This window comes from Rubellimicrobium mesophilum DSM 19309, from assembly GCF_000600335.2.
Lineage (GTDB): Bacteria > Pseudomonadota > Alphaproteobacteria > Rhodobacterales > Rhodobacteraceae > Rubellimicrobium > Rubellimicrobium mesophilum.
On record NZ_KK088571.1, the window covers coordinates 17,501 to 43,105 of the forward strand.

The 25,605-nt window shown below is 67.0% G+C and carries 25 protein-coding genes, 1 tRNA gene, 2 rRNA genes and 3 pseudogenes (1 of these 31 running past the window's edge); 20 read left to right on the forward strand and 11 right to left on the reverse strand.

The window, feature by feature from the left end:
• From RUMESO_RS10805 to RUMESO_RS10815, 3 genes are all read left to right on the forward strand, one after another.
• Positions 1–1,994 (forward strand): 23S ribosomal RNA (locus tag RUMESO_RS10805); it begins 895 nt to the left of the window's first position.
• A gap of 109 nt (positions 1,995–2,103) precedes the next feature.
• Positions 2,104–2,220 (forward strand): 5S ribosomal RNA (rrf, locus tag RUMESO_RS10810).
• Between the two features lie 78 nt (positions 2,221–2,298).
• Positions 2,299–2,375, forward strand: a tRNA-Met gene (locus RUMESO_RS10815).
• Here the strand turns inward: RUMESO_RS10815 and RUMESO_RS27145 are convergent.
• From RUMESO_RS27145 to RUMESO_RS10830, 4 genes are all read right to left on the reverse strand, one after another.
• A complete protein-coding gene (locus RUMESO_RS27145; protein WP_245639245.1) occupies positions 2,332–3,072 on the reverse strand; it encodes a recombinase zinc ribbon domain-containing protein in 741 nt (246 codons plus the stop codon). The genes RUMESO_RS10815 and RUMESO_RS27145 overlap by 44 nt on opposite strands.
• Positions 3,072–4,016 carry a recombinase family protein gene (locus RUMESO_RS27150; RefSeq protein WP_037280173.1) on the reverse strand — a complete coding sequence of 315 codons (945 nt, stop codon included), beginning with the start codon at positions 4,014–4,016 and terminating at the stop codon, positions 3,072–3,074. Before RUMESO_RS27150 ends, RUMESO_RS27145 begins: the two co-directional genes overlap by 1 nt.
• Positions 4,016–4,264 carry a hypothetical protein gene (locus RUMESO_RS25730; RefSeq protein WP_169791159.1) on the reverse strand — a complete coding sequence of 83 codons (249 nt, stop codon included), beginning with the start codon at positions 4,262–4,264 and terminating at the stop codon, positions 4,016–4,018. Before RUMESO_RS25730 ends, RUMESO_RS27150 begins: the two co-directional genes overlap by 1 nt.
• 356 nt (positions 4,265–4,620) lie before the next feature.
• Positions 4,621–5,139: a hypothetical protein gene (locus RUMESO_RS10830; RefSeq protein WP_037280176.1), complete on the reverse strand. Its 519-nt coding sequence runs from the start codon at positions 5,137–5,139 to the stop codon at positions 4,621–4,623.
• A gap of 555 nt (positions 5,140–5,694) precedes the next feature.
• Between RUMESO_RS10830 and RUMESO_RS24170 the strand changes: the two genes are divergently transcribed.
• Positions 5,695–5,979: a helix-turn-helix domain-containing protein gene (locus RUMESO_RS24170; RefSeq protein WP_082483905.1), complete on the forward strand. Its 285-nt coding sequence runs from the start codon at positions 5,695–5,697 to the stop codon at positions 5,977–5,979.
• A 28-nt stretch (positions 5,980–6,007) separates the two neighbouring features.
• Here RUMESO_RS24170 and RUMESO_RS10835 read toward each other — a convergent pair whose 3' ends face one another.
• The 3 genes and pseudogenes from RUMESO_RS10835 to recD2 all read right to left on the reverse strand — a co-directional run bounded on the left by RUMESO_RS10835 (position 6,008) and on the right by recD2 (position 11,254).
• Positions 6,008–7,201 (reverse strand): cytochrome P450, encoded by a 1,194-nt coding sequence (locus RUMESO_RS10835; protein ID WP_037280177.1) that lies wholly within the window; start codon positions 7,199–7,201, stop codon positions 6,008–6,010.
• 360 nt (positions 7,202–7,561) lie between these two features.
• The gene (locus RUMESO_RS10840; RefSeq protein ID WP_051521234.1) at positions 7,562–9,028 is read right to left on the reverse strand and encodes a DUF6880 family protein; all 1,467 of its coding nucleotides are present in this window, start codon (positions 9,026–9,028) and stop codon (positions 7,562–7,564) included.
• A 4-nt stretch (positions 9,029–9,032) separates the two neighbouring features.
• Positions 9,033–11,254 (reverse strand): annotated as a pseudogene (gene recD2 / locus RUMESO_RS10845) (SF1B family DNA helicase RecD2).
• 351 nt (positions 11,255–11,605) lie between these two features.
• Between recD2 and RUMESO_RS10850 the strand changes: the two are divergent.
• The 4 genes from RUMESO_RS10850 (at position 11,606) to RUMESO_RS10870 (ending at position 14,991) form a co-directional block, all read left to right on the forward strand.
• Positions 11,606–12,031 carry a hypothetical protein gene (locus tag RUMESO_RS10850; RefSeq protein ID WP_037280179.1) on the forward strand — a complete coding sequence of 142 codons (426 nt, stop codon included), beginning with the start codon at positions 11,606–11,608 and terminating at the stop codon, positions 12,029–12,031.
• A 1,260-nt stretch (positions 12,032–13,291) separates the two neighbouring features.
• The gene (locus RUMESO_RS10860) at positions 13,292–13,561 is read left to right on the forward strand and encodes a hypothetical protein (RefSeq protein ID WP_037280181.1); all 270 of its coding nucleotides are present in this window, start codon (positions 13,292–13,294) and stop codon (positions 13,559–13,561) included.
• A 135-nt stretch (positions 13,562–13,696) separates the two neighbouring features.
• A complete protein-coding gene (locus RUMESO_RS10865) occupies positions 13,697–14,131 on the forward strand; it encodes a hypothetical protein (RefSeq protein WP_037280184.1) in 435 nt (144 codons plus the stop codon).
• A gap of 116 nt (positions 14,132–14,247) precedes the next feature.
• Positions 14,248–14,991: a hypothetical protein gene (locus RUMESO_RS10870; protein ID WP_037280185.1), complete on the forward strand. Its 744-nt coding sequence runs from the start codon at positions 14,248–14,250 to the stop codon at positions 14,989–14,991.
• Between the two features lie 472 nt (positions 14,992–15,463).
• Here RUMESO_RS10870 and RUMESO_RS24175 read toward each other — a convergent pair whose 3' ends face one another.
• Both RUMESO_RS24175 and RUMESO_RS28510 read right to left on the reverse strand, forming a co-directional pair.
• Positions 15,464–15,703 (reverse strand): DNA-binding protein, encoded by a 240-nt coding sequence (locus RUMESO_RS24175; protein ID WP_082483821.1) that lies wholly within the window; start codon positions 15,701–15,703, stop codon positions 15,464–15,466.
• A 204-nt stretch (positions 15,704–15,907) separates the two neighbouring features.
• Complete coding sequence (locus RUMESO_RS28510) at positions 15,908–16,060, reverse strand: Arc family DNA-binding protein (RefSeq protein ID WP_082483823.1); 153 nt, start codon at positions 16,058–16,060, stop codon at positions 15,908–15,910.
• Between the two features lie 540 nt (positions 16,061–16,600).
• Here RUMESO_RS28510 and RUMESO_RS10875 point away from each other — a divergent pair.
• Together RUMESO_RS10875 and RUMESO_RS10880 are read left to right on the forward strand one after the other, a co-directional pair.
• Positions 16,601–17,452, forward strand: a complete 852-nt coding sequence (locus tag RUMESO_RS10875) for a hypothetical protein (protein ID WP_037280186.1) — start codon at positions 16,601–16,603, stop codon at positions 17,450–17,452.
• 394 nt (positions 17,453–17,846) lie between these two features.
• Positions 17,847–18,050, forward strand: coding sequence for a hypothetical protein (locus RUMESO_RS10880; RefSeq protein WP_055725563.1), 204 nt, complete (start codon positions 17,847–17,849; stop codon positions 18,048–18,050).
• A 370-nt stretch (positions 18,051–18,420) separates the two neighbouring features.
• On the opposite strand, the gene RUMESO_RS10885 is transcribed toward RUMESO_RS10880, so the two are convergent.
• Entirely contained in the window at positions 18,421–18,954 is a 534-nt protein-coding gene (locus RUMESO_RS10885; protein ID WP_051521235.1) for a hypothetical protein, read from the reverse strand.
• Between RUMESO_RS10885 and RUMESO_RS28515 the strand changes: the two are divergent.
• The 10 genes and pseudogenes from RUMESO_RS28515 to RUMESO_RS10925 all read left to right on the forward strand — a co-directional run.
• Positions 18,953–19,297 (forward strand): annotated as a pseudogene (locus RUMESO_RS28515) (AAA family ATPase); the annotation flags it as partial. The gene RUMESO_RS10885 and the pseudogene RUMESO_RS28515 sit on opposite strands and share 2 nt — an antisense overlap.
• Before the next feature lie 52 nt (positions 19,298–19,349).
• Positions 19,350–19,637 carry a hypothetical protein gene (locus tag RUMESO_RS10895; protein ID WP_051521237.1) on the forward strand — a complete coding sequence of 96 codons (288 nt, stop codon included), beginning with the start codon at positions 19,350–19,352 and terminating at the stop codon, positions 19,635–19,637.
• On the forward strand, positions 19,637–20,317 hold the full coding sequence (locus tag RUMESO_RS10900; RefSeq protein WP_037280188.1) for a DUF6634 family protein: 681 nt from the start codon (positions 19,637–19,639) through the stop codon (positions 20,315–20,317). The genes RUMESO_RS10895 and RUMESO_RS10900 overlap by 1 nt, the downstream gene beginning before the upstream one ends.
• Positions 20,314–21,285, forward strand: a complete 972-nt coding sequence (locus RUMESO_RS26375; protein ID WP_037280189.1) for a hypothetical protein — start codon at positions 20,314–20,316, stop codon at positions 21,283–21,285. Before RUMESO_RS10900 ends, RUMESO_RS26375 begins: the two co-directional genes overlap by 4 nt.
• Positions 21,286–21,296: 11 nt before the next feature.
• Positions 21,297–21,785: a hypothetical protein gene (locus RUMESO_RS10910; protein WP_051521238.1), complete on the forward strand. Its 489-nt coding sequence runs from the start codon at positions 21,297–21,299 to the stop codon at positions 21,783–21,785.
• 80 nt (positions 21,786–21,865) lie between these two features.
• A complete protein-coding gene (locus tag RUMESO_RS10915) occupies positions 21,866–22,582 on the forward strand; it encodes a hypothetical protein (protein ID WP_037280190.1) in 717 nt (238 codons plus the stop codon).
• Positions 22,579–22,749: a hypothetical protein gene (locus RUMESO_RS25125; protein ID WP_156362876.1), complete on the forward strand. Its 171-nt coding sequence runs from the start codon at positions 22,579–22,581 to the stop codon at positions 22,747–22,749. Before RUMESO_RS10915 ends, RUMESO_RS25125 begins: the two co-directional genes overlap by 4 nt.
• Before the next feature lie 36 nt (positions 22,750–22,785).
• Positions 22,786–23,148: a hypothetical protein gene (locus tag RUMESO_RS10920; protein WP_037280192.1), complete on the forward strand. Its 363-nt coding sequence runs from the start codon at positions 22,786–22,788 to the stop codon at positions 23,146–23,148.
• Positions 23,145–23,351 (forward strand): annotated as a pseudogene (locus tag RUMESO_RS28520) (metallophosphoesterase family protein); the annotation flags it as partial. The gene RUMESO_RS10920 and the pseudogene RUMESO_RS28520, both read left to right, overlap by 4 nt.
• A gap of 74 nt (positions 23,352–23,425) precedes the next feature.
• Positions 23,426–23,947 (forward strand): metallophosphoesterase family protein, encoded by a 522-nt coding sequence (locus RUMESO_RS10925; RefSeq protein WP_051521239.1) that lies wholly within the window; start codon positions 23,426–23,428, stop codon positions 23,945–23,947.
• A 101-nt stretch (positions 23,948–24,048) separates the two neighbouring features.
• On the opposite strand, the gene tnpC is transcribed toward RUMESO_RS10925, so the two are convergent.
• The gene (gene tnpC, locus RUMESO_RS10930; RefSeq protein ID WP_037280194.1) at positions 24,049–25,548 is read right to left on the reverse strand and encodes an IS66 family transposase; all 1,500 of its coding nucleotides are present in this window, start codon (positions 25,546–25,548) and stop codon (positions 24,049–24,051) included.
• Positions 25,549–25,605 lie beyond the last annotated feature (57 nt).

The following is a 25,605-nucleotide window of genomic DNA, read 5'->3' on the forward strand; positions in this document are numbered from 1 at the left end:
GGTGATGGGGTCCCACAGACTTACTGAGCCTAACCAAACTCCGAATACCGAGGAGCACTATCTGGCAGACACACGTCGGGTGCTAACGTCCGGCGTGGAGAGGGAAACAACCCTGACCTCCAGCTAAGGCCCCCAATTCACGGCTAAGTGGGAAAGCAGGTGGGACGACCAAAACAACCAGGAGGTTGGCTTAGAAGCAGCCATCCTTTAAAGATAGCGTAACAGCTCACTGGTCTAGACAAGTTGTCCTGCGGCGAAGATGTAACGGGGCTCAAGCCGTGAGCCGAAGCTGAGGATGCATCCTCTGGATGCGTGGTAGCAGAGCGTGGCGTGATACAGTGCCTTGCTTCTTCTGACTTGGCTGCCGAGGAGCGAACGGGCGGGGGGCAACTCCGCGCTCAAGTAGCGAAGCGGTAGCGCAAGCAAGAGGAAGCGAAGCGCTTTCGATGAAGCCCGGGCGTGAGCCATTGGGTGGAGAGATCGCCAGTGAGAATGATGACATGAGTAGCGACAAGGAGGGTGAGAGACCCTCCCGCCGAAAGTCCAAGGGTTCCTGCTTAAAGCTAATCTGAGCAGGGTGAGCCGACCCCTAAGGCGAGGCCGAGAGGCGTAGTCGATGGGAACCGGGTTAATAGTCCCGGGCCAGGAGGATGTGACGGATCGCAGGTGTTGTTGGGCCTTATCGGATTGGTCTGGCAGCTGAGCGGTTCCTGGAAATAGCCCTCCGTGAGATCGTACCCGAAACCGACACAGGTGGACTGGTAGAGCATACCAAGGCGCTTGAGAGAACGATGTTGAAGGAACTCGGCAAAATACCTCCGTAAGTTCGCGAGAAGGAGGCCCGCTTGGTGCGCAAGCATTGGGCGGGGGCACAAACCAGGGGGTGGCGACTGTTTACTAAAAACACAGGGCTGTGCGAAGCCGCAAGGCGACGTATACAGTCTGACGCCTGCCCGGTGCTGGAAGGTTAAAGGGAGGGGTGCGAGCTCCGAACTGAAGCCCCAGTAAACGGCGGCCGTAACTATAACGGTCCTAAGGTAGCGAAATTCCTTGTCGGGTAAGTTCCGACCTGCACGAATGGCGTAACGACTTCCCCGCTGTCTCCAACATCGGCTCAGCGAAATTGAATTGCCCGTGAAGATGCGGGCTTCCCGCGGTTAGACGGAAAGACCCCATGCACCTTTACTCTAGCTTCGCACTGGCATCAGGATTGCGATGTGCAGGATAGGCGGTAGGCTTTGAAGCGGGGACGCCAGTCTCCGTGGAGCCGTCCTTGAGATACCGCCCTTCGCCATCTTGATGTCTAACCGCGGCCCGTCATCCGGGTCCGGGACCCTGCGTGGTGGGGAGTTTGACTGGGGCGGTCGCCTCCCAAAGCGTAACGGAGGCGCGCGAAGGTTGGCTCAGGGCGGTCGGAAATCGCCCGTTGAGTGCAATGGCATAAGCCAGCCTGACTGCGAGACTGACACGTCGAGCAGAGTCGAAAGACGGCCATAGTGATCCGGTGGTCCCACGTGGGAGGGCCATCGCTCAACGAATAAAAGGTACGCTGGGGATAACAGGCTGATACTGCCCAAGAGTCCATATCGACGGCAGTGTTTGGCACCTCGATGTCGGCTCATCTCATCCTGGGGCTGGAGCAGGTCCCAAGGGTATGGCTGTTCGCCATTTAAAGAGGTACGTGAGCTGGGTTTAGAACGTCGTGAGACAGTTCGGTCCCTATCTTCCGTGGGTGCAGGAGACTTGAGAGGAGTTGCCCCTAGTACGAGAGGACCGGGGTGAACGTTCCACTGGTGGACCGGTTGTCGCGCCTGCGGCAGTGCCGGGTGGCTATGAACGGACAGGATAACCGCTGAAGGCATCTAAGCGGGAAGCCCCCCTCGAAACCAGGTCTCCCCGAGGACCGTGGCAGACCACCACGTCGATAGGCCGGGGATGTAAGCGCAGCAATGCGCTCAGTTGACCGGTACTAATCGTCCGATAGGCTTGATCCGATCCAGTGACGGGCAGGGCAGATCCCCGCCGTCCAGGAGCGACGAAGTCATGCACAATCCATGGTGTGCAAGGCTTGGAACCTGATGTTCACAAGGGGCCCTGATCCGGTCTGGTGGCCATAGGCTGCGCGACACACCCGATCCCATCCCGAACTCGGCCGTTAAGCGCGCATCCGCTGATGGTACTGCGCCGTCATAGACGCGGGAGAGTAAGTCACCGCCAGACCTGACCAGAGCCCCCCTCTCTCTCCCAGCGCCCCAGGCCCCCCAAGCCCAGGGACCCTCCGGATCAGACACGCCTCGCCGCGGGGTGGAGCAGCCCGGTAGCTCGTCAGGCTCATAACCTGAAGGCCGCAGGTTCAAATCCTGCCCCCGCAACCAAAACTGATTGCAAGGCCGTCCCGAAAGGGGCGGCCTTGTTCGCATTTGCGCCGGCCCTATCGCGCGCCGTCGCCAGGGCCAGCAGCCCGGCCAGCGCGCCCTCCAGATCCACGACGGGGGCGGCCGGGTCCTCGGGCGAGGGCGTCAGCACGATGCGGTCGACGAGCGCCCGGATGGCCTCACGGGCCTCAAGCGACTGCTCCGGGTCTGCGTCCGCCAAGCTGACCACGAGCTCCCGTACGCGGGTGCGGTAGGTCTGCGCCAGGCTGGGATGCAGCCGGACGGGGTTGTCCGAGGGATCTGCGGCCAGCTCGGCCTCGATCTGCTGGCGACGCGTATCGAGCGCCACGAGGTCGTCGCGCACCAGCGCTGCCGGAATGCCGTCCCTGATGCTCTTGACCAGGTTGGCGTGCTCGCGCCGGACCTTCTGAAGCTCCGCCTCCTTGGCGGCGCGGGTGGCGCCGGCACTCGCCCGGAGACGGTTCCGCTCGGCCGCATACTCCTTGCAGAAGACCGCGACGAGCTCGGGGTCCATCAGGTGCTCGGTGAGGGCATGCAGCACGCGTCCCTCGAGGTCCTCGCGCCGGATGGTGGCCCGGCTCGTGCAGATGGCCGAGCCCTTGTTGCGCGCGGCCGAGCAGCCGAAGCGGTTCTTGCCGACCTTGGAGAAGCCCGAGCCGCACAGGCCGCAGACCATCAGGCCGGAGAAGAGATAGCGGGGGCGACGGCGGTCCCAGCTCTGGTCGGGGTGTTCTTGACGATGTTGCTGGCCTGGCGCTCGCGCACCCGGTTCCAGAGTTCCTGCTCCACGATCTGGAGATGGGGGACGCTCTCGGTGAGCCACTCGGACGGCGGGTTCAGGTGGGCCTGGCGCTTGCCCGTCGTGGGATCCTTCCGGTAGCTCTGCCGGTTCCAGATGAGCCGGCCGATGTAGAGCTCGTTGTTGAGGATGCCGGTCCCCCGCTCGCGGTTGCCGTGGATCGTGGAGGCGCCCCAACCGTCGTCACTCGGGCCGGGAATGCCGTCCTCGTTGAGGCGGGCCGCAATGGCGCGTGAGGACAAGCCGGAGGCGTACTCCTCAAAGATGCGGCGGACAACCTCGGCCTGCCCGGGATCGATGCTGCGGTCGCCACGCTCGGGCGTGCCGTCGGGGGCGAAGCGCTTGACCACCTGGTAGCCGAAAGCGTTGCCGCCCGCGCTCTTGCCTTCCTTGATCCGGCCCTCGAGCCCACGGTGTGTCTTCTCGCCCAGGTCCTTGAGGTAGAGCGCGTTCATCGTGCCCTTGAGCCCGATATGGAGTTCGTTGATCTCGCCTTCCGCGACAGTAATAATCCGAACGCCCAGATGACGCATCTGCTTGTAGAAGCCCGCGATGTGCTCCTGATCGCGGCTGAAGCGGTCGAGGCTCTCGGCGATCACGACAAGGAAGCGCTTGCGGCGCGCATCCTCGATCAGGCGCTGGAAGTCGGGGCGGAGGAACTCGGCGCCCGAGATCGCACGGTCGGCGTAGATCGCGACCACATCGAGGCCCAGGTCGGCGGCGCGCTTGCGGCCGCCGCGCTCCTGGTCCTCGAGAGAGGCGTCCCGCTGCCGGTCGGACGAGTAGCGGGTGTAGATGGCGGCGGGGAGAAAGCCGGGCATCAGAGGTTCTCCTCGGTCGTGTCGTCGTTGTTCGTGATTGCGGACATGCCAGCGTGGTCGGCCCGTGCGGCGACACGGGCGAGGTGACGCACGAGCGCCACCAGCAGCGGATGCGGGCCGCCTAAGACCATGTCGAGCCGGGTGCCCGGCAGGCCCATGTGCAGGGCGAGAGCCGGCTCCTGGCCGGCATGGGCCGCCTCGGAGGTAGGCGGGTCCATGCTGCCCGCAGGAGCAAGGGCCTCCTCCATCTTAGGTCCCATAAACCGTCCCGCTTCGGGGGTCGTGTTCTTCGCCAAATTCGTTGTCATCGCCTGTCTGCTCCTGCCCCGCGGCCCCGATCGAGGCCGCGTTGCTGTTTGTCCTCAGTTTGTGCCCCGCGGTCATGCCGAGAGGTCCTCGAGATCAGTCTATTGGCTGCTGATGAAAGTCGGATGGGGAGAATGCCTTTCCGAATGCCCGGCTTGTCGAATATCGTGGACAGTGGTCGCAAGGGAGGGCAGGGACGGCATAGCGCTTCGACCTTCATCGATGCTCTGTGCCTCCAGGCGGCATCATGCGAGCCGGAGGAAACGCGGGGCACCACTGGGGCCCCGCGTCGTGATGCTTATCGCTTCTTCTTCACATGCGGCCCGACATGGGTCTGGTAGTAGTCTTCGAGGAACTTGGTCAGGCCGTCCTCGAAGGAGCCAGGGTTGAGGTTCGCCTCGCGCATATGGCCGAGGAGGATGATGATCTCCTTCCCCGCACCCATTATCAGCCGGCGATCGGCCTTGTGGCACTTGAGCGTGATGGTCAGGAGGCCCATGGCCTTCTCTTGAGCGGCGCGCGCCCGCGCCTTGCGGCGGTCCTCCTTCTGCTTCTTGGCGAACCTGCGGCCAAGCTCCATGAGCTTGGCCTTCGAGAGGGGCCGCTCGTCTTCCGTTCCGAGGGCAGTGTCCGGCAGCGAGGAGTGTTCGCTCGTCAGTCTCACCGAACGCGGGTCCTGGGTGGCTACAGCCGCGGCGTCGTCACCCAGGGGCATGGTTTCCTCGGGCCGCGAGCTGTCGTCCCCGCCGAGGCCGTCGGTGGGGTGATCTTCGCTCGTCGCCACCGGCTTCTGGTCGTCGTTGTATATATCACTCATGGCCGTCTCCGTATGCTGCCAAGCGGGCCGCCTGCCCGATTGCAGGCGGTCCCCAGCGCTGGAACGGCATTCTGACAGAGCGACATTGACAAATTGTTGCAACTTGATCGGGTCGACATCTCAAACCCCAACTTGGGTCAGGAGGACCGAAGATCCGATCGTCAGGCAGCGCACGATTACGGGCTAACCACGCCTTCTCGCACTGGATCTCCAGCAGGGAGGGGTCGCCTGGGAACGGGCGGACGCAGGCGTCCGAAGCACAGTCGAACTGCTCATTGAACTCTTCGGACGCCAGAGCTTCGTACGGATCATGACGCTAGTCACTCCGTCACAGAGAGCTTCCGGCGCACTGTCGTTGGCGCGAAGAGGCGCAGACCATATGCGCTGGTGGCATCACCACTTCGTCCGACATGACGCTCCCGACAGGGTAGTTGCTGAGGCATGAGCCGTTTGTCGTCGGAAAAAGCGAAGCTCATCTCGTCTCCCGACTGCACCCGATTTAGGTGCATTGGGACCTCGGATTACGCCGCTGTCAAGGGCAACCAGCGGACGCACATGACACGCACGATACGAAGCGATGGTCTCCTGGCATTGGGCCGAGCCATCGCAGAGATCAGGAATTCAAGAGGGATGTCTCAACGGCAGTTCGCCGACAGCCTCGGATGCAGCTACACCTTCTTGGCCAAGATCGAATTAGGTGTTCGGAGACTAGACGTTGTGGAGTTCGTAGCCCTTGCCCGTGCTATGGACGTCGAAGCCGCTGAGCTGCTCGCGAAAATCCAAGAAGCAACACCCCTCACACAGAAGATCCTGCCTGGAAAGCATGACGCAAAGCCCTAACCTTGCGGTCGCACTTCTTGAATGACGGTCAGGGCCGCAGTCGGACAAGGAGCCGCCGGTAGCCACGGATGCCGAAGCGACGGGCGTAGGCAGGCTGCTCAATCAGGCTAGCCTCAGGGAACCTCCTGAAGAACCGGGCGATGGCGACCCGTGTTTCGGCCCGGGCCAGCTGCATGCCCAGGCACACGTGCGGGCCGAAGCCAAAGGCTAGGTGAGCATTGGGCCGGCGATGGGGGTGCAGCTCCTCGGGAGCCTCGACGCGAGCCGGGTCGTGGTTTGCGGCCAGCAGGAGTGCCGAGACGCGGCTGCCCTTGCGCAGGGGCACGCCCTCGAAGACGAGGTCCTCGCGGGCATAGTGCATCTTGGTCATCATCACTGGCGAGTGGAAGCGTAGGAACTCCTCGACGGCGAGAGGAAGACGCGCCGGATCGGAGAGGGCTTCCTCTCGGACCTGGGGGTCAGAGAGCAGGCTTGCGATCGAGTCGGTGATGAGGTGGACGGTCGTCTCATGCCCTGCAAGGAACAGGAGCACGACCATTGACAGCACCTCCTCCTCCGAGAGCCGCCCGCCCTCGTCCTCGGCGCGCACGAGCTCGCGGATGAGGCCGGCGCGCTCCGTGCGGCGCACCGTCTCGAGGTCGGCTCGGAAGTGGCGCAGGACGCGCCAGAGGCCCGGCATGGCTCGCAAGATTGTAGTGGGGCCGGGATCGGAGAGCGGCGTGATCCAGCGTGTGACGCGCTCGCGGTCAGCCGCGGGAATTCCGAGGAGCGAGCAGATGGCCAGCAAGGGCAAACGACGCGCGTAGGCTGCCTTGAGATCCACGGGCCGGGCGGGGTCCAAGCTGTCGAGGAGGCTGTCCGCCATCTGGACGAAGTCGGGCACGAGGTCGTCGATGGCCGTTCGGGCGAAGGCGCGATCCACAAGGCTACGCAGGCGCCGGTGGTCCTCGCCGTCCTTGAGAATGAGGCTGTCGAGCATGGGCGAGAGAAAGCGGGGCAGGAACCACAGGGTCTGCCGCATGGTCCGTCCGGTGGCACCCTTCGGGTCGCGGACAAAGCGCGGGTCCTTGAGGAGCGCGCGGGCGGCCGCATCGGTCGTGGTAACCCAGGTCCGGCCGATCAGCGGCACGCGTGTCTCGACCAGAGGTCCGGCCGCACGCATCTGCGCGAGCAGGGGCTGGGGCTCAGCCAAGAAGGTGCTGGAGGTCAGATTCCAAGCCATGCGCAGGCATCCTACCCAGAGGCTGTGAGCGCAGCCTATGGGCCGATCCTGAACGCCGTCCAGCGCTATGCACGGTGTTGCGGCCGCATCCGCCAGTCGCTCGCGCCGCACGACGGAGCTGACCCAAACTCCAGCTTCCTGCCAGTCCCAAGGTCGGCGCCACCAGGACAGTGCCGATTAGCTCAACTTGTCTGGCTGCGGTTTTCAGAAGATGCCCGGTGCAGCTCGAAGATGATCGCGGACAAGGTCACTGGTCGTCGCAGCGGGGTTGGTCGAGCTGGGGCATGATGGTTCGGACATCAGCAGCGGCTCGATTGCCGCCCAGACCTCAACTGCCGCAAGTGGCCTTCTCATAGCTCTTCAACGCACAAGCCCTGGTTTGGTCAGTTCCGGTGAGCTCCAGAAGGCACTCTTGCGCCCGTGCTGCTTCTTCAAACGAGCCAAGTAGGCCCCTTGTGTCTCGACATCGCCCCAGTCCGGGACAGAAGTCGCGAGGCTCTCGCATTCGAGCAGGTGACGGGCGGCATGGCGGTAGCGGCTGGCCCGGCTGTGGCTCAGGGCGAAGTCGATCATCGCCCTCAACACCAGCGTAGCGGCGAGCGGGTGCCTGGCCGAGAGCGCGTCCGCGGCCGGGGTCAGCACCTCGTAGTGGTCGCCGTCGAGCTCCTTCGCGCGGCGGAGCACAAGCGCGGCTGCCCGGTCGAGCGCTGACCAGGACACCAGGAACGCTAGGGCGTGGAGCAAGCTCCTGTGACGCTCGACGTGAGCCAGGGCCCGTTCCTCCGCCTCCAGGTCCTCGAAGTCAGGCAGGCGCTTCAGAAAGGCCCTCAAGTGCTCCGCCGAGAGCGCCTGCTCGAAAGTGGACCACCGAGCGGCTTGGGCCTCCTCGGCCCGGCCAAGCGCCTCGAGCACCTCGATGTGCGCATCCGCCCAATCGAGGTCGGGGGCGTCCCTGCCGCTGCCCTTTGGCGTGGCGGCCTCGATCGTCTGCCATGCTTCCTCCGTCCGGCCGGCCGCCAGCAAGCGCCGCGCAATCTCGGCCGCGATCTTCGGCATCTTGCGTGCGCGCTCGTCGTACTGGCGGATGAAGGCGTCGACGTCACCCTGAGCATCGGCGATGTCCATGAGAGCCAAGCGCACGGTGCTCTGCCGCGAGCGCTCCGCCATCTCGTCGGCATAGACGGGACCAGAGAGCCCGTAACCCACGACCTGCTGCTTGCCGCTGGATGAGCGCCCGACCGACTGTCCCGCCAGGGCGAGCATTCGGCTCTTCAGGTGCTCCAGACCTTCCAGTCCGAGAGCCGGGGCCAGAACTTCGATCAGGTCGTCGTACTGGCCGTAGCCGTTGTCGGTCAGAGCTTGGAACACCTCATCGGCGAGCCTCGCAGGCTCGGGCTGCGCGGCTGTCGCGATCTCGCCGAGGTCAGCAACCGCCGTGGCAAAGACGGCGCTCACCGTCCCGCTGCTGTCGTCGCAGCGCTCGAAGACGGAGTCCGCCAGCCCCAGGAAGCGCCACATCAGCTCCAGCGCCTCGGCCGGGTCACCCTTCGCCACCTGCTCCACGATGGCCCGGCGCTGCGTGTCGAGGTCCTTCACCAGCGCCTTGCGCTTCTGCCAGTCCACATGGGAGCGGGACTTCGCGATCGCGGTGAGGCGCTTGCGGATCTCGCGCACCACCTCTCCTGTACCGGTCGTGCCGGCAAGCTCGAGCCGCAGGCGGCGCTTGGCCGCGGCATCCCCCGTGCTCAGCTCGATCAGGAGCTCGGCCAGGCGCTTGGCCCCGAGCGCTTCCAGGTTCCTGGCGTTCAGGGTTGTCTTGGACGCCATCAGGTCAGCCTCCCACCGTCATCGCGACGTCGGGTCGTGGCCCGTCGCCCTGCAGCCACTCCCTCAGCTTCGACCACCTCTGCCGCCCTGAGGCGTTCCTGACGGCCATACCCACCGCCTTTCGTTGCCCCACCAGCACCACGAGCCGCTTGCCCCGGGTCACGCCGGTGTAGAGGAGGTTGCGCTGCAGCATGGTGTAGTGCTGGGTGAGGACGGGATGACCACGGCCGGGTACTCGGAGCCCTGGCTCTTGTGGATGGTGACCGCATAGGCGGGCTGCAGCGCGTCGAGCTCACTGAGCGGGTAGGTGACCTGCCGCCCCTCGAAGCGCACCGTGAGTTCGCTCTCCTCCGTGTCCACCCGCTCCACGATCCCGAGGTCGCCGTTGTAGACCTCCCGCTCGTGGTCGTTCTCCACCTGCATGACCTTGTCGCCGGGCGCAAAGACGGAGCCAAACCGCTCCACTCGTGGCTCGGCCCTGCCGTTCAGTGCCGCCTGCAGCGCCACGTTGAGCGCCCGCGCGCCCACGCCGCCCCGGTTCATGGGGCAGAGCACCTGGATGTCGCGCACCGGATCGAGCCCGAAGCTTCGCGGGATGCGCGAGGTGACGAGCGCCAGCACCCGCTCGACGGCGGCCTCCGGCTCCTCGGCGGGAACGAAGTAGAAGTCGGAGCCCGGCTCGGGGCGGCCGAGGTCCGGCATCTGGCCCTGGTTGATGCGGTGCGCGCTGGCGATGATCCGGCTCTGGGCGGCCTGGCGGAACACCTCGGTCAGGCGCACCACCGGCACTGTCCCTGAGCCGATCAGGTCGGCGAGCACCTGGCCCGGGCCCACGGAGGGCAGCTGGTCGATGTCGCCAACGAGGAGGAGGCCGGCCTCGTCCGGCACAGCCCTAAGCAGCGCTTGCATGAGCGGCACGTCGATCATGGAGCTTTCGTCCACCACGAGGAGGTCGCAGTCGAGGGGGCTGTCCTCGTTGCGCTTGAAGCCGAAGCTCTTGGGATCGAGCTCCAGCAGCCGGTGGATGGTCCGCGCCTCCAGGCCCGTGGCCTCGGACATGCGCTTGGCCGCGCGGCCCGTGGGGGCGCAGAGGAGGAGCCGCACGCCCTTGGCTCCGAGGATGCGCAGGATTGAGTTCACCAGCGTGGTCTTGCCCACCCCTGGCCCGCCGGTCACCACGAGCACCTTGGAGCGTAGCGCCAGGCGCACGGCCTCGGCCTGGGATGGGGCAAGGCTCAGGCCCGTGCGTTCTTCGATCCAAGGCAAGGCCTTGTCGGCGTCGATGGCGGGCCAGGGCAGGGGACCCGAGGCAAGCGCCCGCACCCGCTCAGCGATGCCGCGCTCGGCGTGGTAGAGCCCCGCGAGGAACAGGCAGGGCGTCTCGCCCACAGGGGTGGCGATCACTGTGCCTTCGCTCACCTCCAGTTCCATGGCCGAGACGATCAGGTCCCCTGGTACTTCCAGAAGCTTCGTGGCCAAGGCGGTCAGCTCCTCGACGGGCAGCCCGCAGTGTCCCTGGCCCATGGCCTCGGTCAGCGCGAAAGAGATGCCCGCCCGCACCCGGATCATAGCCGTCCGCTCGATGCCGAGCTTGGCTGCGATCACGTCGGCGGTGCGAAAGCCGATGCCCCGGATGTCTCGCGCGAGCCGGTAGGGGTTCTCGCTCATCACCTGCACCGCGTCGGCGCCGTAGGTCTTGAAGATGCGCACGGCCCGCGCGGTGCCCACGCCATGGGAATGCAGGAAGACCATGATCTCGCGGATGACCTTCTGCTCGGCCCAAGCCGAGGTGATCCGCGCCATGCGCTTGGGGCCGATGCCGCCCACCTCGCGCAGGCGCTGAGGGCTGGCCTCGATGACGTCGAACACCTCGGTCCCGAAGAGCTGGACCAGCCGCTTGGCGTAGACCGGGCCGATGCCGCGGATCATCCCCGACCCCAGGTAGCGCTCGATGCCCTCCGCGGAGGTGGGCTCGGAGGTCTTCAGGAACCGCGCGCGGAACTGCAGGCCATGCGTGCTGTCGTTCGCCCACTCGCCAGAGGCGGTGATCCACTCGCCCGCCGACACCATCGCGGCATGGCCCACCACCGTCACGAGATCGCGCTGCCCGCGCGCCTTCACGCGAAGAACGCAAAAGCCGCTCTCGGCGGAGTGGAAGGTCACGCGCTCGACAAGGCCGGACAGGACCTCAGTCGGCGTTTCCTGGAATGGAGCTGTAAAGCGCATGTCTGCTTCGCCACCTCTCGGCAGGACCCGCTCGCAGCCCTGCCCGAGAGGGTAGATAGCAGTTCCATGCCTTACCGGCAGCACAAGTGTATAGAAGAGGTCGATCGAAACGAGACATCGCCTGCCTGGGACGGACGGCGGCTGAGCGAAGTTTCACCCTGAGTTCACCTTCAACCGTGACTGGAATGACAGCGTCCTTGGCTGTCGCCACACCCTGATGATCTTGCTGGAAGAGATTGTTCCACTTGTCCTTTGGCTTTTCAGCAACTGTTGGGATGCTCCGCTGAGCAAGTCTCCCAGGCACCCCGGGGTTTTTCGTCGGGGCGGGAGCGACGGACAGGAGCACGACCGATGGCACGCCCTCGCAAGGACGAACTCTCGAAGCGCCAGCGCTGGGAGATCCATGTCACGCCCCTCGAGCGGCTGCGCATCGAGGAGGGCGCGCGGGCCATGGGCCTGCCCATCGGGGCGGCCGCCGCGAAAGCCATGGATGGCGTCCAGCACGTCGAGCGCGCCGACTGGCGCGAGACCGTTCATCTCCTGACCGGCCTCGACCGCAAAATGGCCGATATCCTCCTCGCGGTGCGCGACCGCGAGGACCCGCTCGACGCGCTCGGGGTGGCGGCCGCCCTTGTGAGCCTCGACCGTGCTATCCGCGCGCAGGCGATGCCCTGGACGCTGTGGGGGGCCGAGGCGGAGGAGTCGCAGGAGGACGGCTATGGCGAGGCGGCGCATGACCCCGAGGCTCGCGGCGGGGACGCCGAGGTGGCCCCATGATGATCGTCTGGTCGCCGCATACGGAGGAGCCGGGCGCGCTGGCTCGCGTGCTGCCCGACCGCGACCGCTTCCGTGCGCTCACCGACTACATGGCAGCCCCGGTCGTGCGGAAGGAGGTGAGCGGGCGCGTGGTGGAGCTCGTCCGCGATCCCGCCCCCGAGGTACTGCTGGGTGACCAGGCGCTCCTGCGCATGACCCTGCGCCAGCAGACGTCAGAGAGGAAGTACACCGCCTTGACATTGTCCTTCGCGCCCGAGGACCTCGAGGTGAGTGCGTTCAACTCGGGCGAGCCGCGCGCGCGACAGATCGTGGACCTCACCCTTACGCTCGTTCTGGAGACCGCCTTTGCGGGTATCCCGCCTGAGCCGCGCCCGCACGTCTTCGCCACAACCCACACACATGCCGGCCGCGTCGAGGTGAACCTGGCGCTGCCCCGCGGCGTCCGCCGCCCGGACGGGTCCTGTCGCGCCCACAACCCGCACCCGCCGCGGCGGGGCAGCCTGCTGCTCTGGGACGCGGTGACGGACGTCATCAACCACGCCTTCGGGCTCGCGGACCCCGGAGACCCGGCGCGGGCGCGGCTCCTCGTCCGGCCCGACTACGTGCTGAAGCGCGAGGCGGAAGAGGTGCGGGCGTTCGAGGCGGGGCTCATCGACGCGCTCCCGGCGCCCGACCCGCGTCTCGCGATCGCCGCAACCATCGCTCAGCGCGTGGACGAGGGCACGATCCGCAACAGGGCGGAGGTGCTTGCGGCGCTAGTAGAGCTGATCCGGCCCGAAGGGTGCGTCCTTCACCGCATCGGGCGCGAGTCCGTCACCGTTGGGGTGCCCGGTGCTCCGGCACGCGAGCGACTGGAGCTCAGGGGGCCGCACTTCGCCTCGAGCTTCACCGGGCCGGAGGCGCTCGTCTGCCCGTACAACCTGCCCGCGCTTCGTGCCGAGCGGGCGCGTGTCCTTGCGTCCGCCCCCGAGCGCCTCTGCGCCGCCTGGGCCGAGCGCGCGCGGGCCACGCGCGCGCATCTAGGGCAGGGAGCCTGGCCCGAGGTGGAGCCGCCCAACGTGCTGCTGGCGAGGATCGCAGCGGCCGGTCGGAGCCATCGCGCTGGAGAGTCTATCGCGCTCGGGGCGATGCCGCCTCGCCTCATCCCAAGCCGCCACCATGAGCTCGCGCCCGCAGCCGGCTCTGGTTCCCCGGTATCCCTAAGAGCCGTCCCCGGCTCTTCCTCCCCGACCACCCATCTGACGAATGGAGTTCCGTCGTATGCCGACCTCGAAGACGACCTCAGCAAACACCGCGTCGGAGCCTATGCGTCCGCCCTCGACGCCGCGGCCGCCCGGCCTCACGCCTCTGGAACGTCAGCTCCTCGACCAGTTGGTCCGGGTGGAGCAGGAGGCGCAAGGGCGGGAAGCGCGGCTCGAGCAGCGTATCATGTCGCTCGAGATGCAACTGGCGAGCACCAACGGCACCGTCTCGACCTTGACCGTCTGGTTGGGCGCCTTGCTCGGCCCGGAGGAGCCCAGCGGCTCCTGAGCCGCCTCTTTGTCCGGAGCCAAGAACTCGCCCGAGCTCTCGCTCCGCGCCTCGCCCGTGCCGATGTGGCGCGGCTCATCCCGCCGGCGCTGACCACGTCCCTAGCCATCTGCACCCGTTCCCTGGAGAGACTTCATGACCACCTCGACGCCTTCGCCCGAGCCGGCCTCCCCGGCTCCCGAGACGCGGCCCTCGGCTCTGCCGGACGCGACGGCCCTGCAGCCGCAGCTCCAGTTGGTGAGTGGGCTCCTGAGCCGCCTGCTGGAGCGGCTGGACGCGCCGTCGGGGGACGCGGCCCAGCAGATCGCGGAGATGCTGCAGCACCTCGCGGCCCTGGCGCTGAGCCTCGCGCGGGCGGCGGAGGCGATGGAGCGGGTCTCGGCGCCGGAGGGCACGCTGGGGCAGATCGGGGTGGAGCTTCAGCGCATCGGAGTCCGGCAGGAGGCGCAGGCGCGGCAGATCGCGGTGCTGTCGCAGCAGATGGCGACCATGATGGACTGGCTCGCGGGGGAGCCGACGTCGGAGGTGGCGTCGGAGGGCCTGAGGTCGCCGGCCGCGCCGCCGGGCTGAGCCGGCCTCCCGGCACGGCGAGCCGCGACGACTTTGTTCCATCCAGTCGGGCGAGGCCGCCCGCCGGGAGCCTCGCGGAGCGCCTGCGCCTCCTGCGCGATGCGGCGCAAGGCGTGATGCCCGGCTCCCGCGTGGCTGTGCGCCCCGTGCGGCGCCCGGACGGCGTGTCGGGTCCGGGCTCCACCCTGACGCTCAAGCTTCCGGGGATGCCCCTGATGCTCTGGAGCGAAGGCGTGCTCCGCTTCGCCGCCGGGGGCGTAAGCGGCCCGGCCGCGGAGCGGCTTCTGGAGCAGATCGCGGCGCGACTTGGGTCGACAGCCTTCCATGCCGGGGACGTAAGGCGGTCGCAGACCCTGGTCGTGGTCGCGGACGCCCCATCGCGCGATCGCTTCATCGCGTGGGCCGCCTCCCCGCCGGCCGCCAGTCTGTCGCAAGTCGGTTGGCTGGTCCTCCACGAGGCGGTGCATGACTCCGCTCGCGCCGTCGCGGCCGTGCGAAAGGCGGTCGAGGTCTCGGCGCCCGTTCGGGTGATAGTCGTCCTGCCGGAGACCGCCGGCACCGAGGATAAGGCCAAGGTGCCCGCCTGGGAGCACGGCCTGTCCGAGCTGAACCTCCACCTGCCAGTCACCATCCTGAGGCCGACGGCGGACGGCTATGAGGAAGTCAGGCCTGACCCATTGGGGCAGGAGCCCTCGGACGAGGCTCTGACCGTGACATCGGGCAACAGCCCAACCGTCGGCCCAACGACGGAGCCGAACAGCCCGGATGGATCGGAGGCCGTGGACGCCAACTCCACCAACGACGGCGCGCTTGATCCTGGGGACGATTTCGAGGCTGGTCCCTCGCCTTGGCGCTCCTGATGCGACGGGCTGCAGCGAGCAGACCTCCGGGCCAGCACATGGACCGTTCAGTCAGGCGGCGAAGCGCTCCCGTCCGGCGTTGCGTCCACCGGCGGCCCGGGTTGGGGCAGGGCGGGCGCCGGCGCCTCCACGATCAGGCCCTGGGTCCCGGCGTTCGCGGCCACGAGCCTCTTGCGCAGATCGGCGATCGTTGCCGCATGCTCGTCCACGCGTTGGCGCAGGAAGCGCGTGTTCCCGCGCTCGTCCCAGAGCTACTACCTGAGGTCGGCCATGGCCCGTTCGCAGTCCGCCTGGTAGCGGTTGAAGTATCCCTGATACCGCTCGGCCTCCTCCCGAGCGCCGGTAAGCTCGACTTCGAGCTCCTTCACGATCGTCTCGTGCTCCTGCGCCTCAGCGTCTCTCTCCGCTTGCAGCCTCGCGATCTCGCAGCGCAGTTCCGCCTTGCCGGTGTCGGCGATCTCGCACGCCTTCCTCAGGCCCGTGCGTCTATCTCCAGAGCCAGCCGCTCCACCTCTTCCGGGACGGGTATCTCATCGAGCGCCTCGCATTCCTGCTGGGCTGCGCGCCAGGCGCGCAGGGCCCGGTTGATCGTGGCATAGGAGCCGCGATTGCCCAGGTGGGCGCGCACACGTGATTGCGTCGGCTCTATCCCGAGCTCTGCAAGTTCAAGAGCGGCACGCAGAACGTCGTTATCCCGTTCTTGAGGCATCATAGGTCCACGCGAGGGGTGTCCTGTGTGTATCGCGATACGGTCGATACGACAGGCTCCATAGAGCCCACCACTCGGAAGCAGGGGAGTAGGCCGAGCATCTAGAGCTTCTGATCAGTCGCTGCAGCCTCTTCGACACGGCTTAACATGTCGCCGGCTTCGACCTTCACGGCGCGTCTTATGACCAAACAGATCCCATCGGCGCCATCACCCGTCGAGATGCCCGTTCGTCTTGAGCCAGTCTGTGAGGATCTTGGTCACAAGCGAACTAACGGATCGGGCGTCTGCCTTGGCTGCTCGCTCCAGCGCAGCCTTTGTCTCTTCGGGGAGCCGAAAGGAGATCGGCAGGCTCTTCGTCATTTGTAGTTATCCGTAGTTGACCAGCCGCCCATCGTGGTGTAACTACGTCGTACTACAACTCACAGGCGGACCAATGACCAACTCACCCTCTTCGGCAGGGAACGGCTTTTCGTTGCCTGCAGAACACGACTCGCTTGCGCTGGAGGACAGTCAGCCCGGCGCGGCGTCTCCGCATCGTCATCCCGGTCGCCATGAGATGGTCCCTACAGTAGGTCCGTCAGGCATTCTTAAGACCTAGGGCTGGCAGGGAGGCATCGTCTCGCTAGCCGGGATGACCTGCTAACGGGCAGGAAACCATCCCCGCTGTTTTGCTGATACTTTACCTTGCCCGCCGCAGTCTGAACAGGCTGGTCGTGTGTGGGGTCCAACGCGGGGATCAAGGCTCCCCGTCCTGCCAACCGTCGCGCAGCGCGGACCGTTGAGACGCATCGGCGCTGTTACCGAATCGGTGAGAAGCTTCGCCGTCAATCGGACAGGATGCCCGCCTGCCCGGGAGCCCAGCTTGTTCCCCTCGTCATTCGCCCTGAAGGACTCCGTCGCATGTTCAACCAAGATGACTCCGCCCTCCCGGTCATGCTGCGGTTTCGGGCGTTCCCATGTGAGCAGGTTTATGCAAACTCGCTCGAGTTCGCCGACGCTGGCCTTTACGTGTTCGTCCGAGTGGAACCGCCGCATTTCATCTATCTGGGTCGGTCCCTCAGCCTGATAAAGCGCCTCAAAGCCCAGCGCCGCATCCGGCAGGTCTTCTCATACCTGATGGTCTTCGACTTTCCCGGCCTGCAGATGAGTCTCGCGACATCCATGGATCTCGAGAGACGCCTCCTTCGTGCGGCCTGGGATCGATGGGGTTGGGCGCGTTGGACGAACCAGACGGACCTTTGGGTCAAGTTCTTCGACCGCTGTGTCTGGCCCGGCTCGCCATCGATGATGGAGGTGGTCGAGCGAGTGCTCACCGGGGTCGAGGAGTTCATGGCCGCTCAGGCCACATTCGACCCGCGCCGGCCAGCCTACCTGCGCATGACTTGTATCCTTGGAAGGCCGAGTGACGAGGTTCATGCCTTCGGCAGGCCCGGACCCTCCGGGTTCACCGTGCTCGCAGGCTCGCGCCTCTCATTGAGGTTCAGGTCTTTCGCGCAGCTCCGAACAGCGGAAAGCCCTGAGGCTCGGCTGGCGCTGCGCCTTTGGAAAGATGGCCTTCTGGACCGCAAATCCGGCACTCGGACCCGGGAGGAAGGCATCTACTTTCTGCGCGACCAGGCATTCGCGACATCGCAGGTTGCCAACTCGATCCTTTTGGGACGGCAGGCCGAGACAGAGCAATGGCGGAAGCCCACGGAACCGGAGTTACTCCGGTTCGATGTTCCCCCTGGCTCTCACCCCCGCTGGCGGTGAGCTTGCCCCGATGGACCTCAGCACGAGACCTCGGCCGCAGCAGCACCGGCTCGATGTCATGCGGCACATCGCTCGTCTCCCTCAAGGCGGAGCAGATACATGTCTTTCAATAAGGTCACCGTTCTCGTCCTAGTGTCCTGGTGCCTTGCTGGGACGAGGAGGAACAAGCCGCCAAGACCTGCGGCATGGCGCAACATCGGCCCGCAGCAGCCCGGGCATTTCTTTGACGGGCTGAGTTGGCGCTGCAGCTCGGCCGCCCGCCAAATCACCCAGACGCAGCTGTGAGGAACGGAATGCTCTGCCTAAGTCTTGGACAGTCTCGCCGGAACTCCTCCGGGCACCACAACGGGGACGGACAGTCGTGCGGTCCCTCGATACGGGCGGAATGGCAGCCATGAGCAGCTATCTGTTCACGCTCACGGGCTGCAATGAGCGCCTCCTTGTCGATGTGGACGCGACATCGCTGGCGAGTTTGTCGCAGGAGCTTTCCTGTTGTCGATTCTTGGTCGGTCGCATGGTCGCCGTGGATGGTGAAGCGACATCAAGGGGCGTTCTGCTCCCCGTCAGCCGCATCGGCATGGTCGCCGAGGCGGAATGACGGCGACGCTCAGCCGAACGTCCTCTTCTCCCGTCATCGGCAGTCTTGGCGCCTCGAGGTTGCCCCAGAGGAAAAGTTCGGAGGTGGCAACATGAAGAGCATGGCTAGCATCCGAGCGACTGTCGCCTTGCCGGGTAGGCAACCGCGCCATCCGGACGGCTCATTTCACCCAGCCATCTCCTGTCCGCTTCTCAGTTCGGATCGGCGCACACCCATTTATCACCTGCGTCAGATTGTTCTTGACCCTTGGTGCGGCAAGCGACAGCTTCGGGGTATGTTGACTCCGGGTCTCATACCTGCTGCCTGCTGACGCCCCGCTCTCGCGGGGACCGAGTGGTCGCGCGCTGACTTCTTCTCCTTCACGATCAGATCACCCCACCGCGCCGCCGTCGGTCCTCGCCTGTGCCCTCCCGCAGGATGACGACCTATGCCCCCCAAGACCATCCCCTTCGCGCCCAAGCTGCGCCTCTGGCCCGAGACGGCCGCCGACATTGAGGCCCGCCTGAAGCGCTATCTCGTGAAGCTGCGCAAGGCCCGCCACGCGGCTTGGCAGGCCAGCGTCGAGGAGCCCGCCGCCGAGCCGTCGTCTGGGGACGAGGACGACCTGTCCGACGATCTTCCCGTGGAGGCGCCGGCCCAGCGGCCACGCGGCGTCCTCATCAAGCTCAACTACACCGACGAGGAGCGGATCCGTCGGCGCGCCCGCGCACTGGTCCGGGCTCGCGAGGCCGCGTTCGGGGCCGCGCATGTGCGCAAGGAGGACCTTGAGCGCCTGCGCGCGGTCATGGGCGGGGTAGAACTGCGGGGGCCAGCCGTCCGAGCACGAGGCCGACGAGATCGCGGCCAGGCTCCTGGAGGAGATGCCTTGGCACGCGCGGGCGCTGGAGATCCTGTGGCGCGACATGCGCCAGGGTGCGAGAGCCAGGGAGGGCCTGCGTTTCCGGCCCATCCTCCTCGACGGCAGCCCCGGCGTGGGCAAGACGCACCTGGCATTGCGTTTGGCCGAGCTCTCGCGCGTGCCTCACGCCTATGTGGACGTGGCTACCTCCTCGGATGGCTTCACCCTGGCCGGGGCTCAGAGGACTTGGGGCTCCGCGAACCCGGGCCGGCCCGTGTCGCTCATCCTGGAGACCCGTGTGGGCAATCCCCTGGTCTTCGTGGACGAGGTCGAGAAGGGCGGGACGCACCACTCGTACAAGGGAGGCACCCCCACCTCGGCGCACCTGTCGCTGTTGTCCCTCCTGGAGCCTGCCTCGGCCCGGGTCTGGAGCTGTCCCATACCATGCTCTCGAGTTCCGCATGGACCGGATCAACTGGATCCTGGCCTCGAACGACGCGCGCCTGCTGCCTGCGCCACTGGCCTCGCGGCTGCGCGTCGTACCCGTACGCGGGCCCACCCGGGCCGAGATGCTGGCCTTTGTCGCCCGGGAGATCGCGCGTCGGGGTCTGGACGAGGAGGCGGTCGAGACCGTGGCCGCGCTCATCCGTCTCTACCCCGAAGGCGATGAGCGGCTGAACCTGCGCACCGTGGTGCGCCTGATCGAGGACTTGGCCGCACTGGCCGACATGGCGGAGGTGAGACACTGATGGTCCGCAATCGCGTGCCCGTTGCTGCCGTTCCCCTGGCCGACCTCCTGGCCGCGCTCGACGCGCTGCAGCGTGCCACTGAGCCGCCCCTCACCGACCCGGATGTACCCGTGCGCCTCGTGGACCTGCCTTCCGTGTGGCAGGCCTATCTGCACGACGACGCGGACACCTACGCCGACCTGGCCCCGCCACACCTTGCCGAGAACCGGCGCATGGACTGGACGCGTCTTCTGGCGCGCATCGGTCGTCAGTTCGCGATCCCGTACCAGACGGCGGAGGTGCTCACGGAGGTGGGGCAGGGACCCACACCCGAAGACTTGGACCGCGAGCCCATCATCTCGCCCTGCTCGCCGGCCCTGGACGCGCACAGGGCGCTGGTCATCGCGGGTCATGTCACCCATCACCCCCGCCTTGGGGTGGGGTGGATGCGCACCTCACTCCTGATGGGCCTTAATCCGAAGGCCGGCTGGGCCCGGAGCTGGAGGCGCTGGTATGCCCTGGGCGAGCCGATGGCGGCGGAAGAGCGTCCGCTGTTCTGGCAAAGGGGTGTCGCGGCCGAGCCGATCGGGACCGATGACCCGCAGGTGGCGCAGCACTTCGCGGACCTGCGGCCGCGCGCGGCCGAGCTCCTTGGCTCAATGGCCCATCTGGCGCCGCTGCTCGGGGAAGGCCAGCCATGACCGAGCGGGAGCCTAACGCCCATCCTCTCCATCCCGAGCTGACGCTCGCCGGCCTGATGGCGGCCTTGCCCAACTGGGTGCGGCCCGACTCCGACCGAGAGGACTGGGTCGAGGTCCTCCGCGAGCGGCTTCCTGCAGCCATGGCCGCACAGCTCCTCCTCCCCCTGGTGCGGGCCGGAGAGCTCCGGCCTGACGGGCGCGCGTTGCTGCCCCGGGCCGACTGGGAGTGGCTTTGCGAGCGCCTCCTGACCCAGGCCCGAGCGGTCCTGGAGAGCCGAGATGCGCTCCTGCAGGCCGAGGCGGGCCCGCCCTTGGACGAGCTCGCGTGGTCGCCGCACGTCGAGGACTGGCGGGCGATGGATCTGGGCGTCGTGACGCCGCACCTGGCGGGCCGGGTCGTGAGCCCGCGTCCGGGCGAGCCTGACGCGTTCGGCCCGAGGCCACTCATTGCCCTCGGACCGGGGGAAGCCTGGGCGCGACTGCTGGATGGCTGGGTGAGCCTCGGGCAACAGGACGACACGGTCACGGTCGAGGAGCTGCGAAGGCCGTTCCCACCCCGGCCCATGGACCCGGCCGAGACGGAGGCGAGGCTCGCCGATCTGCAACGCCGGATCGAGCGGCAAGTGGCAGACCTTGTGCCGCCATCAAGGAACAGTCCGAGCGCCGGGTTCATCTTGGAGCCGCTGGACGATCTGTCGCGCCCAGACCGGGACGGAAAGGGCGGGCACCGCGAGCCCGGTGAGGGCGCGGCCCGATCAGACCTGAGTAGGACCGGCGAGGCGCTGACTAGCGCAGAGCGGCTCATGGTGCGGGTCCACCGCATCTTTGGGGACGAGGTGCCGTTCTGGCTCCTGCGCCGCAACCTCTGGCTCGAGCGGGAGCGGCCCATCGATCTTTTCGCGAACGAGACGGACCGGGAGCGCCTGGCCGATCACCTGTCGGCCCTTGAGGCCGGGGTCTACCTGTGAGGAAGCCAGCCATGAGCGATGATCCCGAGGCGGACCGACCCGCCGGCACGCCGCCCTCTCACGCGGAGCAAAGGCTTCGGCAGGCCAACCTCCGGCTCCGCGCCGACCTCCTGCGCGAGATGCCGGTCCTCGACGTGGGAGGCCGGATGGGTCGTCCACATCAGGCGGGCGTTGGGGTGGGCGCGACGGAGGGCGTCGGGAGCGACGTGGACCCGGCGCAGTCGCTGTGGGCTTGGCTCGACGAACGACGCCTCTTCGGGGTCGAGTGGAAGAGCCGGGTGCTTGTTTCCGTGTTCCAGCTTGACGCCTCGGGCCAGCCGCGGGCCGTGGTGGGCGAGATCCTTACGCTGCTTCCGCAGGACATGACCGCTTGGCAGGTCGCGTTCTGGTTCGCCTCGGCCAATGGCTGGCTGGGCGGCGACTACCCTTGCGAGCGGCTCGACGACCGCGACGCCGTCCTACTGGCCGCGCGGCGGCTGGCCGAAGGCACCATAGGCTGAGGGGCCGACGATCCGGCCTCCCGGCCCCGCGAGCCTGACCCCCAACCCCGTTCCACTCGTCTCCAGCAGGAGCTCTCCCCATGCGATCCCTCGACCTGTCCCCGCCCGTCCTCGAGATGATGGACGACTTTGCCGACCTGTTCGGCTCCGCGCCTCACAGCCCGCGCGAGACTCTCATGGCATTCGGTTTCTCCTGCGGCCCGGGCTGGCTGCCGCTCATCCAGGGGTGCCTGGCCAACCTCCGGCTCATCGTGGAGGAGGACGGCCTCGCCGATTTGCGGGTCATCCAGGTGAAGGAGAAGTACGGCCAGCTCAGGATCTACGCCAGCACGGGCAATGATCGCGTGTGGGAGCTCCTGCAGCTGGCCGAGGCCGCCTCGGGGCAGATCTGCGAGAACTGCGGCGGGCCCTCGCAGGTGGCCTGGAGGGGTGACTGGCTCACCACTCTGTGCCCGGTGTGCCTGCTGTCCCCCGACGTGCCCGAGCACTGGCGCGACCCGGATTGGGGGCCGGAGGAGGGGGAGGGGGTATCCCGCGTCACTTTGCCGGTCGCGCCCATTTCCGCCCAGGCGCTGGTGCAGGCGCTGGGGCGGCTCCCCCCGGAGATGGCCGTGGTGATCAAGGGCCCCTGGACCAACGAGCACCAGCCCGCGGGCGGGGTCGAGGTGATGCGTGTGGCGGCAGACCCGCGGCGCTTCCGGCGGGTGGCTGCGCCCCATGGCGGGCCCGGCTGGGACAGTAGAGAGGTGGCGGTGATCCGCCCCGCATCCTCGCAGGACAACGGAGAGACGCCATGACCCCGCCCCACAACACCGACCCTCGCGACAGCGGCCGCGAGGCGCTTGAGCAGCTCTGGGTCCTGGGCCAACGCCTCGCGCAGGCTTGGCGCGACCTCAGCGTCATGCTGCCCATCCACCTGCCCGTCGAGCCTGAGAACCCGGCACTGGCCGAGACAGAGGGCTAAGAGCCCCTGAACCTTTCGCTGGGCGATCTGGACCAGGTGCTCATTGACAGCTTCCTGTTCCGCCTGGGCGCCGTCCTAAGCGCGCTGGTCGAGGAGGCCGTGGAGGCCGTGTTGATCAGGGAGAGCGACCTGTTCGTCTCCATTCGCCTCACGCACGACCTGCGGGACCTCGAGCACTGCGGGGTTATCCCCTCAGCCGACGAGATCCTCGCGATCCATGAGCGGATCCGGCATCACTTTCGCATCGCTACGCTCAGGGGGGAGGACGGCGCGGATGCGCTGAACAGGGCGTGGGCGGATGGTCGAATGGTGCTGGACATGCTGGTCTGGCTGTCTCGGCACCTGCAGGAGCGGGAGCTCTTCCCAGGGCTCGCGGCCTTTGTCGAGACGCCGGCATGAAGATCCTGTGCCTTGCCGACCTGCACGACGACTTCTCGGCCGAGGCGGGCCGCGACCCGTTTGCGGGCTGCGAAGACCTCCTAAAGGGCGTGGAAGCCCTCGTGCTCGCGGGCGATCTGGCCAACAAGCCGCAGGTGCGCTGGAAGCAGGCCCTCGCGCGGCTGCGAGCCCGGTTCGGGGATATTCCCGTCTTTGCCTTCCCGGGCATCCACGACTTCTACAACTGGCACATCGACCGACGAGGACACGACTGGCCGAGATCGCGGCCGAGTGGGGCGTGGTCTACGCCCAGAAGCGGGTGCTGCGCCTCGGCGCCACCCGCCTTCTCTGCTGCACGCTCTGGACCGATCTCGAGCTCGGGCCGGGGCGCGTGCGCAACGGCGAGGCTGTGGTACGGGTCATGAACGACTACCGAATGATGCGGCACGCGGGTGCGGGTTACCGGCGCGTCCGTCCGTCGGACTTGGTGGCCGTTCACCACGAGCACCGTGCCTGGCTTGAGGGGGAATTGGCCCAGCCCTGGGAGGGCCCAAGAATTGTGGTCACCCACCACGTGCCCCACCCGGAGGTGCTGGGGTCCTACGCCGAGGGGGTGGACGCGGCATACGCCAGCGACCTGTCGGCCATCCTCAAGGAACTGCATGCCCCCAATGTCTGGCTCTTCGGGCATGCGCATAATGCGCGAGACCTGCAGGTTGGGCGGATGGAGCTCCGCTGCGTCTCATTGGGCTACCCCGATGAGGTCGAGACGGAGGAGGCGGTCCGGGCCAGGATCGGGCGCGCGATCATGGACGTCTGATCCTTGGCAGGCATGCCGCTCCTTGCGGCGTCCTGTCCCAACCAAGGTGTTCCCGAAGATCATCGGTACCGAACTCCTGAAGTAAGCGTCCGGCCTGACCGCTATGACCGCCAGGACCAGGGCAGCAGCTCATCAATCCTTGTGATCTTGTAGTCGGGCAGGCGCGCCAGGGTGTCGGCGAGCCAGGCCAGTGGGTCGACGCCGTTGAGCTTGGCGGTTTCGATGAGTGTGTAGGCGATGGCGGCGGCGCGGCCGCCCGCCTCCGAGCCCACGAACAGGTAGTTCTTCCGGCCCAGGGCGACGGCGCGCATGCTCCGTTCGGCTGTGTTGTTGTCCAGCTCGAGGATGCCGTGCTCGAGATAGGGTCTGAGCCGTGTCATCCGGGCCAGCGCGTAGCGGATCGCTGTGGCGAGCGGGCTCTTGCCGGAGATGGCGGGGAGCTGGGCGGCGAGCCAGACCTCCAGGTCCTCGAAGATCGGCTTGGCCCTGGCCTGCCGGATCGCGGCCCGTCGGTCGGGCGGTGAGCCGCGGGCTTCGGCCTCGACGGCATAAAGCTGAGCGATGCGCCGGATCGCCTCTTCGGCGATGGCCGAGCCCTGAGAGCGATGCACGTCCACGAACTTGCGCCGCACGTGCGCCATGCAGGCGACCTCGCGGATCGTGCCGGCGCGGTAGAGTTCCTCGAAGCCGGCGTAGCCGTCGGCATGCATCCAGCCTGCGAAGCCGGCCAGGTGATCCTTGGGGTGCTGGCCTCGGCGGTCGCCGGAGAAGCGATACCAGGCCGCCGGGGGCGTGGTGCTGCCCCAGGGACGCTCATCACGGCCATAGGTCCAGAGCCGGGCCGTTTGCGTCTTGCCGGTGCCGGGGGCGAGCATACTCACGGGCGTGTCGTCCGCGAAGATCGCCTCACCCGCCCGCACGTGCCGCCCGATGGCGTCGGCCAAGGGCTCAAGCAGCGTGGTGGACTTGCCCACCCAGTCCGCCAGGGTCGAGCGGTCGAGGTCGAGGCCGTCGCGCTCGAAGATCTGGCTCTGCCTATAAAGAGGAAGGTGGTCGGCATACTTGCTCACCAGCACATGGGCGAGCAGGCCCGAACCGGGGCGCCCGCGCTCGATCGGGCGCGACGGCAGCGGTGCCTGGGTGAAGCGCTCGCAACCCGAGCAGGCCAGCCGGGGACGGACGATGCGGTTCACGACGAACCGGCCGGGAACGTATTCCAGCTCCTCGGTCGCGTCCTGGCCAACCCGGTGGAGCTTGCCACCACAGCTGATGCAGCAGTCGCCCTGTGGGGTGAGCTCAATCTCTTGGCGTGGGATGTGGTCCGGGATCGGGCGGCGCTTGGGCTTGTCCTTCTTTTCCACATCCGGCAGCCGCAGCCTGGCCGCCATTGCGGCCGAGGCGATCTCGCTGGTCTCGAGCGCCAGTTGCAACTGCTCGGCCGCCTCGGACGAGGCCCCAAACCGGTGCGCCCGATGTCCGGCAAGCTGATGCCGCAGCTTCTCGATCAGGAGCGCCTGCGCCTTCACCTCGACCAGCAGCCGCGCCGCAAAGGCCCGCAGGTCCTCAGGGTCGTGGGGCAGCGCGTGGGCCTCGTCCAGCATAGCCGAAGCCTAACCAGTTGGTCCTGCCAAAGGAATCCCGCTCGCTCCCCTTTATCG

Coding starts and splice junctions, on each gene's coding strand:
- RUMESO_RS27145 (WP_245639245.1), bottom strand. CDS start 3,072: ATGGTCTGCGGCCTGTGCGGCTCGGGCTTCTCCAAGGTCGGCAAGAAC.
- RUMESO_RS27150 (WP_037280173.1), bottom strand. CDS start 4,016: ATGCCCGGCTTTCTCCCCGCCGCCATCTACACCCGCTACTCGTCCGAC.
- RUMESO_RS25730 (WP_169791159.1), bottom strand. CDS start 4,264: ATGGAGGAGGCCCTTGCTCCTGCGGGCAGCATGGACCCGCCTACCTCC.
- RUMESO_RS10830 (WP_037280176.1), bottom strand. CDS start 5,139: ATGAGTGATATATACAACGACGACCAGAAGCCGGTGGCGACGAGCGAA.
- RUMESO_RS24170 (WP_082483905.1), top strand. CDS start 5,695: ATGACACGCACGATACGAAGCGATGGTCTCCTGGCATTGGGCCGAGCC.
- RUMESO_RS10835 (WP_037280177.1), bottom strand. CDS start 7,201: ATGGCTTGGAATCTGACCTCCAGCACCTTCTTGGCTGAGCCCCAGCCC.
- RUMESO_RS10840 (WP_051521234.1), bottom strand. CDS start 9,028: ATGGCGTCCAAGACAACCCTGAACGCCAGGAACCTGGAAGCGCTCGGG.
- RUMESO_RS10850 (WP_037280179.1), top strand. CDS start 11,606: ATGGCACGCCCTCGCAAGGACGAACTCTCGAAGCGCCAGCGCTGGGAG.
- RUMESO_RS10860 (WP_037280181.1), top strand. CDS start 13,292: ATGCCGACCTCGAAGACGACCTCAGCAAACACCGCGTCGGAGCCTATG.
- RUMESO_RS10865 (WP_037280184.1), top strand. CDS start 13,697: ATGACCACCTCGACGCCTTCGCCCGAGCCGGCCTCCCCGGCTCCCGAG.
- RUMESO_RS10870 (WP_037280185.1), top strand. CDS start 14,248: ATGCCCGGCTCCCGCGTGGCTGTGCGCCCCGTGCGGCGCCCGGACGGC.
- RUMESO_RS24175 (WP_082483821.1), bottom strand. CDS start 15,703: ATGATGCCTCAAGAACGGGATAACGACGTTCTGCGTGCCGCTCTTGAA.
- RUMESO_RS28510 (WP_082483823.1), bottom strand. CDS start 16,060: ATGACGAAGAGCCTGCCGATCTCCTTTCGGCTCCCCGAAGAGACAAAG.
- RUMESO_RS10875 (WP_037280186.1), top strand. CDS start 16,601: ATGTTCAACCAAGATGACTCCGCCCTCCCGGTCATGCTGCGGTTTCGG.
- RUMESO_RS10880 (WP_055725563.1), top strand. CDS start 17,847: ATGAGCAGCTATCTGTTCACGCTCACGGGCTGCAATGAGCGCCTCCTT.
- RUMESO_RS10885 (WP_051521235.1), bottom strand. CDS start 18,954: ATGTCGCGCCACAGGATCTCCAGCGCCCGCGCGTGCCAAGGCATCTCC.
- RUMESO_RS10895 (WP_051521237.1), top strand. CDS start 19,350: ATGGACCGGATCAACTGGATCCTGGCCTCGAACGACGCGCGCCTGCTG.
- RUMESO_RS10900 (WP_037280188.1), top strand. CDS start 19,637: ATGGTCCGCAATCGCGTGCCCGTTGCTGCCGTTCCCCTGGCCGACCTC.
- RUMESO_RS26375 (WP_037280189.1), top strand. CDS start 20,314: ATGACCGAGCGGGAGCCTAACGCCCATCCTCTCCATCCCGAGCTGACG.
- RUMESO_RS10910 (WP_051521238.1), top strand. CDS start 21,297: ATGAGCGATGATCCCGAGGCGGACCGACCCGCCGGCACGCCGCCCTCT.
- RUMESO_RS10915 (WP_037280190.1), top strand. CDS start 21,866: ATGCGATCCCTCGACCTGTCCCCGCCCGTCCTCGAGATGATGGACGAC.
- RUMESO_RS25125 (WP_156362876.1), top strand. CDS start 22,579: ATGACCCCGCCCCACAACACCGACCCTCGCGACAGCGGCCGCGAGGCG.
- tnpC (WP_037280194.1), bottom strand. CDS start 25,548: ATGCTGGACGAGGCCCACGCGCTGCCCCACGACCCTGAGGACCTGCGG.